Below are 8,891 nucleotides of genomic sequence, written 5' to 3'. Positions count from 1 at the left end.
TCTACACTCGCGTATAATCGTCGGCAGCGTCAGATGTGTATAAGAGACAGCGTCTATGGCGAGGGGCTGGACATCCTGACGCGACAGATGCGCGGCCCCCTGCGCCGCGGCGACATCCCGTGGTTCCTCGCCTTCGGCGTCGGCGGTCCGGCCCTGCTCGCCACCGACCCGACCCATGTCCGCTGGCCCGAGGACGGCAACGGCGAGAACGGCTGCTGGTGGTTCTGCGAAGGTGCGGCGATCCTGCACGCCGGCGCCGATTCCGCCGACGGCTCTCGGCTGGGGGCGTCCTGGCCGGCGCTGGTCGCGGCGATGCGCAAGCGGCCGATGCGTCGCCCGCTGGACGGCGTCCTGCTGATGGTCGGCGCCGACGAACTGCGCGCCGCCGCCGAGCGCCCCGGCCCGCGCGACGCGCTGGCCAAGCGGGGCGCCGCCCTGCGGGAGCGCCTGCGGACTCTGCGCGACGATCTCGGCGTGGTCGGCCCGGTGCATGTGGTCGTGGTCCGCGCCGAGGCGCTGGACGGCTTCACCGACCTCTGCGCCGCCATGCCGTCCGCCCTGCTGGACGGCGTGTTGGGATGGACCAACCCCCAGGACTGGGCGAAGCCCTTCGAGCCGCGCCGCATCGACGAGGCGTTCGACGCCATCGCCGCCGACATCGCCGTTCTGGAGGCCGACGCCTTCGCCGCCGGCACCGCCGGGGTGCGGCTGCCGCTGCTGCCGGCATCCCTGGACACGCTGCGCCACCCGCTGGCGCTGTTCCTGGACGGCGCCCTGGGTGGCGACGACCAGGCAGAGCCCTTCCCGCTGCGCGGCATCGCCCTGACCGGCGCCTACGCCCCGGCCACCGGCGGGCGCCGCCCGGTCTTCGCCCGCAACCTGCTGCCCGGCCGCACCTTCGCCGAGGCCGGCTACGGACGGCCGTCCGACGCCGCCTACCAGCAGGCCCACAAGCGCCGCCGGATGGCCCAGGCCGCGCTCGCCGCCTCGGTCGCCGGCCTGTCGGTCGCCGCGTGGCAGGGCGTGTCCAGCGTGTCCGCCGGCAGCCCGCCGGTCGCCGCCGCCACCGCCGATCTGCGCCGGGCGCTGCTGGCGCGCGACGCCGTCACCGACGGCCCCCTGGCCGGTCGGGTGATCGCCGCCACGGCGGTGATGGAGCGCAGTTCCCTCGCCACGCCACTGCTGCCGACCTCGCTGTTCAGCACCTTCGACGAGGACAAGAAGCGGCTCGCCTCGGTCACGCTGCGCCGCTCGGTGCTGCGGCCGATCCGCGACGCCCTGCTGCCCAGCGCCACCATGGCCGACCTGCCGCCGGTCGCCAACCCGCAGCGGGTCGAGGACCTGCCCGCCTTCCGCCGGCTCGCCGAGCAGCTCGACCGCATCGGCGGGCGGCGCGACGCGCTGGAGCGCTACGACCGCTTCCGCCGCAACAGCGGCTTCGACGAGCTGAACGCGCTGGCCGAAAGCGTCTACGGCGCCGTCCCCCGGTCGCCGATGACGGCGACGGACGGCTACATCACGCGCATCGCCGCGGGCGCCGACCTGCCCAACCTCGACGCCCGGACCATCGCCGCGGCGGTGCGTGCGGAATCGGTGCAGCTCGCCGCCCCGCTGGCCGAGGAGCTGTACGGCCGCAACCCGCTCCGCCAGCGCGCCGAGGCCCTGGCCGAACGGCTGCGCGGCCTGCCGGAGACGCCGACCGCCGAGGATGTCGAGGACGTCCGCCGCCTGACTGGCGCCGTTGTCGAAGCCGTTTCCTGGCCCATCGCCGGGGCCCTGCAGGAGCCCGCCCGCGGCCTGCCCGACGCGATCCGCGTGGCGCTCCAGAAGGCGGCCATCGCCGATCTGCCGGGGCGCGACACCACCGACCGCATCACCGAGGCCCTGTCCACCGCCGCGACCGGCGCCCGCGCCGCCGTCCTGGCGCTGGGTGCGCCGCAGACCGGCGCCCTGTTCGCGGTGGGTGACGGCGGCGCGTTGGCTCTCAACCCGGCGGTGACCGCGCTGCCGGACGCCCTGGCCGCCGCCCTTCCCGCAGCGGTTCCCGACGCTCCGCCCGCCGAAGCCGTCGAGCCGGCCGAAGCCAAGCCCGCTGTATCCAAGCCCGCGGAACCGAAGCCCGCGGAACCAAAGCTCATTTCGCCCGAAGCGGAGCCGGCCAAGCCGGTCGCGGCGGCCCCTCCTCCGCCTCCACGGCCGGCCCCGTCGCCGGAACCCGCGGCTCCGCCGCCCGCCGTCGTGGAGGAGCCGGCCGTCGTCGCGCATCTGCCGATCCTGCCCAGAATGCCGGTGGAGGCTCCGGTTCCGGACAGCGACGTCGCCCTGTCGAAGCTGTCCACCGCCTTCGCGCAGACCCTCGCCGGGCGCTTCCCCTTCGTGGGCTCCGAACAGGCGCGCGGCGCGGCCGACGCCGATCCGCAGGACGTCCGCCGCTTCTACCGGCAGCTCGACGAGCACCGGGTGGCGGTGATGCGGACCGCGACCCCCGAGGTCGCCGCCTTCATGGAGCGGATGGAGGCCGCCCGCCCGTTGCTGGAGGCCATCGCGCGCCCGTCGCCGGTCAGCGTCCGCCTCACCTACGGCGCCAACCGCGCGCAGGAGGTCGGGGCGGAGCACATCATCGACTGGTCGGTGCGTTCCGGCGCCAGCGCGGTGGGGGCAACGGCCAACGGCGGGACGCTCGCCTGGACGCCGGGCCAGCCGGTGCTGCTGAGCGCCCGCTGGGCCTCCGGGTCGCCCTTCCGTCCGAAGGGCGCGCCGGCGGGCGGAACCGCCGCGGCCACCGGCGACACCATCACCCTGGCCGAGCGCGGACCGTGGGCGCTGCTGCGCCTGCTGAAAGGCCACACTCCGTCATCGTCGCGGGACGGCCTGCTGTTGCGCGTCGCCCTGCCCACGCAGACCATCGAAGGGCAGCCGGTGCGCGACACCGTCCTGGTGCTGGGCGCGGCGGTCATCGCCGGGACACGCAACGAGCTTCCGGCGCGCGCCCTCGACCTGCCCGCGCGTTTCCCGCAGAGGTAGTGGAGATCGGTGCACAAAGAAAAGCTGATGATGAACTTTGTTACAATTCGCAGAAAGATGACGCAGCTTCCAACAAAAACTCCGACGGTGGTCATAGGCATTTAATGCGTTGTTAATTACTGAAAATGTATCAAGTCGTTGGGACATATTGGATCGTTGGGCAGTCATTCTTTGCCCAACGACAGTCCCGAGAACCACTCTCTAATTTACCAGCGGCAATAGGGGCATTTTTTTACCAATCGCTTAGGCAGCGGTTGATTGGCGATGCTTTGTTTCTTTCGGAATGCCAAATTTGCGACGCATAACGTCTCAAGACGTGTGTCTGAGCTTACCGTTTCCACCTGAAATCAACCTCACCTGTCCCTCGAAAGGTTTCGGATCATGGTAGACCGCAAGAAGCGCGCCCAGGAACTGATCAAGTATCACAGCTACGCCTCGGGTGCCTTCGGACTCATCCCCGTTCCCGGCGCGGACGTCGCCGCGGTCAGCGTGGCCCAGCTCAACCTGATCCATAAGCTCGCCAAGCTCTATGAGATCGAGTTCGCGCAGGAGCGCACCCGCGCGATCATCGGCGCGCTGATGGGCGGCGTCATGCCCGGCGCGCTGAGCTCCAGCGTGCTCGGCTCCGCCGTGAAGGCCGTTCCGTTCATCGGCACCGCCCTGGGCGTCGCCGTCATGCCGGCCCTGTCGCTGGCCGCCACCCAGGCGCTCGGCCGCGTGTTCGCGCAGCACTTCGAGACCGGCGGCACGCTGCTGGACTTCGACGTCGAGACGATGCGCGAGCATTTCCGCAAGGAGTTCGAGGCCGCCCGGAACGACGCCGCCAAGAACGAGGCCGGCGAGGCCCCCGCCGCGGCGCCGCAGATGGAAGAGCAGCCGGTCCAGAAGGCCGGCTAAGGGCACGACGCCGGGGCGCCGGGCAAAGAAGGAAGCATCGCCGTGTTCGAGCTGATCTACATCGGTCTCTGCCTGCTGGTCGGGTTTCTGGGGATCGGCCGCCGCGGCGGCTTCCTGCTTTACGCCTTCCTGGCGGTGGTTCTGACGCCGCCCGGCGCCCTTCTCGTGATGATCCTGCTAACCACCCGCAGCAAGAAGCGGGCGAAGGCATGACGGCGGCGACGGCGTCCATCCTCCGCCCGGCCCTGCGGCTCCTGCTGCCGGTCCTGCTGGCGCTGTTCGCCGCGACCCTTCCGGCGCGCGCCGAATACTGGACCATCGCGTCGGAAGACCATTTCCCGCCCTACAACTACTCCTTCAACGGCACCCGCACGGGGATCGACACCGAGATCGTCGTCGCCCTGCTGAAGGAGCTGACCATCACCCCGGTCCACCGGCCGCTGTCCTGGACCGAGGTCGTCCGGTCGATGGACGAGAACACCGCCGACGTCGGGTTCCAGTTCATCGCCTCGCCCGCCCGTTTCGCGCAGTACAACATGATCGGCCCGTTCCGCACCGGCACGACCGTCTTCATGGTGCGCAAGGACTCCCCCATCGCCTTCGAGCGTCTGGAGGACCTGACCCCCTACCGCATCGGCGTGGTCGACGGCTTCGCCTACGCGCCGGACTTCGACGCCGCGACCTATCTGGAAAAGGTCCCGTCGAGCAGCAATGTGGTCAATTTCCGCCGCCTGATCCTGGGCCGGGTGGACGTGATCGTCGGCGACCTGCATGTGCTGAACCACATGGCCAAGCAGGACGGGCGGCTGAAGGACGTGCGCGTCCTGCCCAAGCCGCTCGGCCTGATCCCCCGCTACATCGCCATGCCCAAAGCGCGCAAGGAGAAGGCCGAGCGGCTGCAGGCCGCCTTCGTCAAGCTGCGCGACAACGGAACGATCACCCGCATCCTCGACTCCTGGCTGGCGGAGTGAGGCGGAGCGATGAGCAAAAGCAAGACAACCAAGCGTGTCGCTCCCAGCCGGCCCGTCTCGGCTCTGCTGCCCCTGATCGGGCTGGCCGACCGTGAGATCCTGACCCGGCTGGTGGTGACCGGCTGCGTCGCCGCCACCGCCAACCTCATCAGCCTGATGAGCCTCAGCGCCGAGCTGAACGGCTGGATGCGCGGCGAGGTGCTGGACACGCCCTTCCTGATCTTCTGCCTGTCGCTGCTGGTCTCCTACGCCTTCAGCAAGCGCTTCGTCGGTCTGGTGCTGACCACCGGCTTCAGCGCGCTGGCCGGGGTGCGGCGGCGCTTCCTGCAGACCGTCACGCTGGGCAACCACGCCGACATCCTCGACATGCAGGCCCGCCGCTCCTTCGACCTCGGCAACCACCATCTGGAGCGCATCGCGGCGCTGCTGCCCAACCTGTCGATCGCCGCCAACATGATGCTGGTGGCGGTCGTCGCCTACCTCTACCTGTGGACGCTGACCACGGTGGGCGCGACGCTGCTGCTGGTGGCCGGCGCGATGATCGGCGGCTGGTACGTCCGCGAGGCGCAGCGCACCCGCGCCCTGCTCGGCCAGGCCAAGGAGTCCGAGGTGCGGATGCTCCAGGGCTTCTCCGAGATCGTCGGCGGCAACGCCGAGATCAAGCTGGGCAAGGCGCGGCGCGACGAGCTGGCCCAGGCGGTCGAGGCCGACGTCGCCCAATGGGAGGACCTGAAGCGGCGCCACGGGCGCAATCTGGGCGAGCTGTTTTCCTGGATCGCCACCATCGTCATCGGCTTCTCCGCGGTCTTCGTCTTCATCTTCCCGCGCATGGGCGCGCTGTCGGCGGCGGAGCTTCCGCTGGTGACCTCGGTCATCCTGTTCCTCGCCCGGCCGCTGTCGAAGTTCCTCAACGCCGTGCCCGACTACATCGCGGCGGAGGATGCGGCGAACCAGCTCACCACCCTGCTGGCCGCCATGCCGGCGGCGGAGTACGCCCCGTCGAAGCTGGCCCGCGCGCCGCGCCGCTTCTCCGCCATCGAGCTGCGCGGCGTGCGCTTCGCCTACCGCGCCGGGCTGCGGCCCGAGCCCTTCGTGATCGGTCCCATCGACATGACCATCCCGGCGGGCAGCGTCGTCGGCATCGTCGGCGCCAACGGGTCGGGCAAGTCCACCCTGCTGCGCGTCATCCCGCTGCTGTTCCGCCCGGACGAGGGGCAGGTGCTGCTCGACGGGCAGGCGGTGGAGGGCGACCGGTTGGAGTCCTACCGCGACCTGTTCTGCGCGGTGTTCCAGGACCACCACCTGTTCACCCGCCTGCCGCAGGGGTCGACCTTCGACGCGGAGCTGTTCCGCGAGATGCTGGCCTATCTGAAGATCGACCATCTGGTTCCGGAGACCGGCGACGGCCTGCTGAACCGCGACCTGTCCAAGGGCCAGCGCCGCCGCGTCGCCCTGGCCGTCGCGGTCGCGGAGGGGCACCCGATCATCATCCTCGACGAATGGACGTCCGACCAGGACGCCGAGTTCCGCACCCGCTTCACCAACGAGATCATCGGCAAGCTGCGGGCGCTCGGCCGCACCGTGATCTTCGTGTCGCACGACGGCAACGCCTCGTCGGTCTGCGACGTCACCATTCACATGACAAACGGGCAGATGGACGCGCCGGCCGACAAGGCCGCGCCCCGCCCCGCCACGGCTTTGCTCCAGGAGACCGCGTGACATGGCTGACCAGGCCTTCACCTACGACGACGCCGACGCGACGCCGCAGCCGAAGTCGCGCCTGCGCGCGCTGCTCGGCAACTGGTACGAGGAGCACCGCCGGTCGCTGCTGTGCACGCTGCTGGTCGGCATCCTGATCTTCCTCTACTTCGCGCCGTCGATCGTCGTCTTCATCCCCGCCGGCCACGGCGGCGTGTTGTGGAAGCGCTTCCACCAGGGCACCCAGATGGCTCCGGCCCTGGCCGAGGGCGTGCACGTCATCTTCCCCTGGGACAAGATCGAGGTCTACGACCTGCGCCTGCAGGAGGACACCCGCTCCTACTCGGCGATCGCCAACGACGGCCTGAACGTCAGCATCGAGATCACGGTGCGCTACCGCCCCTACGCGGAGATGCTGGCCGCCCTGCACAAGAACGTCGGGCCGAACTATCTGGAAGTGCTGCTGGTGCCGGAGGTCGGGTCGGTCTCGCGCGAGATCGTGTCGCGCTTCAAGGCCGACGAGCTCTACGCCCACCGCCGCCTGCGCGTTCAGACCGAGACCTTCGAGCAGGTCGCCGACCGCGTGATGTACGCCCAGATCATCGGAGCCGAGGACACGCCGAAGCCGGACGGGCGGACCAAGACCGGCTACCTGCTGATCCAGGACATCCTGATCCGCAACGTCTCGCTGCCCGAAGCGATCATGGTGTCGATCGAGCGCAAGATCCAGCAGGACCAAGCCGCCCAGGAATACCAGTTCCGCCTGCAGCGCGAGCTGTTCGAGAGCCAGCGCAAGCAGCTCGAAGGCCAGGGCATCCGCGCCTTCCAGGAGACGGTCCAGGCCAACCTGACCGAGAACTACCTGCGCTGGCGCGGCATCGAGGCGACGCTGGAGCTGGCCCATTCGCCCAACGCCAAGATCGTCGTCATCGGCAACGCCGCCAGCGGCGGGCTGCCGCTGATCCTCGACGCCGCCTCGGGCCAGGGCGCCACCCTCCCGATGCCGGGCGCCCCTGCCCCCGGTGCGCCGCAGGCGGGGGCCGCGACGGTCACCATGCCGAGCGGCCTGCCGGTGCCGCCCGCCGCGCAGCTTCCCTCGCTGAGCGGCGAAGGCACCCCCGGACAGGTGCCGGTCGCCCAGATGCCCAGCCTGAACACCGCGGGCGCCGAGCCCGCGCCGGCTACGGCGGGCCACGCGCCGACGGCACCGGTCCCCGGCGTCAAGCCGCAGCAGGGGGGCGCAGCAGCAGGGGCCGCCGCCGGGCCGGCCAAGGACGGAAAGGCCGCCGCGGCCCCCATCCTGTCGACCATGTCGCCGTCCCGCCTGCTCGACCTCATCCAGTCCAAGTGAGCCGGCGATGGATCTCTGGCGCATCCTGAGACGCGACGCCCTGCGCAACATGCAGCCGCTGATGCTGCTGGCGGTGCTGGCGGCGGCCCTCAACCTCGCCCTGCTGACCTCGCTGAACAGCGCGCTGGTCATCATGGACGATCCGGAGGGGTTGCAGCGTCTGCTGTTCATCTTCCTGCTGTCCGCCTTCTCCTGGCGTTTCGCGCAGGGCTGGATGATGAGCGCGGCGTCCAAGCGGATGCAGGCGGCGCTGGCGATCCTGCGCGTCGACCTGCTGCGCCGCGCGGTGACCGCCGACCTGCCCGACGCCATGGCGGTCGGCTCCACCCGCCTCGCCCAGGTGGCCGGGCCGGAGCTTCAGCTTCTCGCCCAGGCGGTGCCGACGCTGGTCATCAGCTTCCAGTCGGTCGCGGCCATCGTGCTGTGCCTGCTCTATCTCGCCAGCCTGTCGAACGCCGCGGTGCTGATCGTGCTGGCCTTCCTGACGGTCGGCGGCATCCTGATCACCCGCTCCGTCCTGCGGCTGGAACGGCTGTCGGAGACGATCCACGAGGCCGAGGGCGCGCTGTCCGAACGGTCGGACCACATCCTGCAGACGCTGCGCGAGTGCAAGCTGAACCGCCGCCGCGCCGCCAACGCGCTGTCCGATGCCACCGCCTGCGCCGAGGCGCTGCGGACGGAGCGCCACCGCTTCGGCGCCGAGTACAGCCACTATTTCACTCTGAGCGAGCTGACCTACTACGCGGCGCTGGCCGGGATCATCTTCCTGCTGCCAGCGGTGTCCAACACCGACATCACGACCGTCGTGCTGGCCGGCCACGCCGCCGCCTTCATCGCCTACCCGGTCATCACCATCGTCGCCTCCTACCCCTCCTACATCAGCGCCGAGACCGCCGCCCGCTCATATCTCTGTCTCTTATACACATCTGACGCTGCCGACGATTATACGC

The 8,891-nt window shown here is 70.3% G+C and carries 6 protein-coding genes and 1 pseudogene; all 7 read left to right on the top strand.

The window, feature by feature from the left end:
* A partial coding sequence (locus tag Q4I23_RS27135) for a type VI secretion protein IcmF/TssM N-terminal domain-containing protein (RefSeq protein WP_498528266.1) occupies nucleotides 1-3,024 on the top strand: 3,024 nt, incomplete at its 5' end.
* 381 nt (nucleotides 3,025-3,405) lie between these two features.
* Nucleotides 3,406-3,921: a YcjF family protein gene (locus Q4I23_RS27130; protein ID WP_014197918.1), complete on the top strand. Its 516-nt coding sequence runs from the start codon at nucleotides 3,406-3,408 to the stop codon at nucleotides 3,919-3,921.
* Nucleotides 3,922-3,963: 42 nt separating this feature from the next.
* On the top strand, nucleotides 3,964-4,134 hold the full coding sequence (locus Q4I23_RS27125) for a hypothetical protein (protein ID WP_172428501.1): 171 nt from the start codon (nucleotides 3,964-3,966) through the stop codon (nucleotides 4,132-4,134).
* A complete protein-coding gene (locus tag Q4I23_RS27120; protein WP_454017369.1) occupies nucleotides 4,131-4,892 on the top strand; it encodes a substrate-binding periplasmic protein in 762 nt (253 codons plus the stop codon). Before Q4I23_RS27125 ends, Q4I23_RS27120 begins: the two co-directional genes overlap by 4 nt.
* A gap of 9 nt (nucleotides 4,893-4,901) precedes the next feature.
* Complete coding sequence (locus Q4I23_RS27115) at nucleotides 4,902-6,611, top strand: ATP-binding cassette domain-containing protein (RefSeq protein ID WP_498528265.1); 1,710 nt, start codon at nucleotides 4,902-4,904, stop codon at nucleotides 6,609-6,611.
* A gap of 1 nt (nucleotide 6,612) precedes the next feature.
* Complete coding sequence (locus tag Q4I23_RS27110) at nucleotides 6,613-7,941, top strand: prohibitin family protein (RefSeq protein WP_454017367.1); 1,329 nt, start codon at nucleotides 6,613-6,615, stop codon at nucleotides 7,939-7,941.
* A 7-nt stretch (nucleotides 7,942-7,948) separates the two neighbouring features.
* Nucleotides 7,949-8,891 (top strand): annotated as a pseudogene (locus tag Q4I23_RS27105) (ATP-binding cassette domain-containing protein); the annotation flags it as partial.

It is taken from the genome of Azospirillum sp. UFLA03-27, assembly GCF_059803775.1.
The sequence above is the reverse complement of the archived record's forward strand: the minus strand, read 5'-3'. Positions and strand labels throughout refer to the sequence as shown.

What these genes read in the sequence shown, in the direction of transcription:
- Q4I23_RS27130 (WP_014197918.1), top strand. Translation starts at nt 3,406, where the DNA reads ATGGTAGACCGCAAGAAGCGCGCCCAGGAACTGATCAAGTATCACAGC.
- Q4I23_RS27120 (WP_454017369.1), top strand. Translation starts at nt 4,131, where the DNA reads ATGACGGCGGCGACGGCGTCCATCCTCCGCCCGGCCCTGCGGCTCCTG.
- Q4I23_RS27115 (WP_498528265.1), top strand. Translation starts at nt 4,902, where the DNA reads ATGAGCAAAAGCAAGACAACCAAGCGTGTCGCTCCCAGCCGGCCCGTC.
- Q4I23_RS27110 (WP_454017367.1), top strand. Translation starts at nt 6,613, where the DNA reads ATGGCTGACCAGGCCTTCACCTACGACGACGCCGACGCGACGCCGCAG.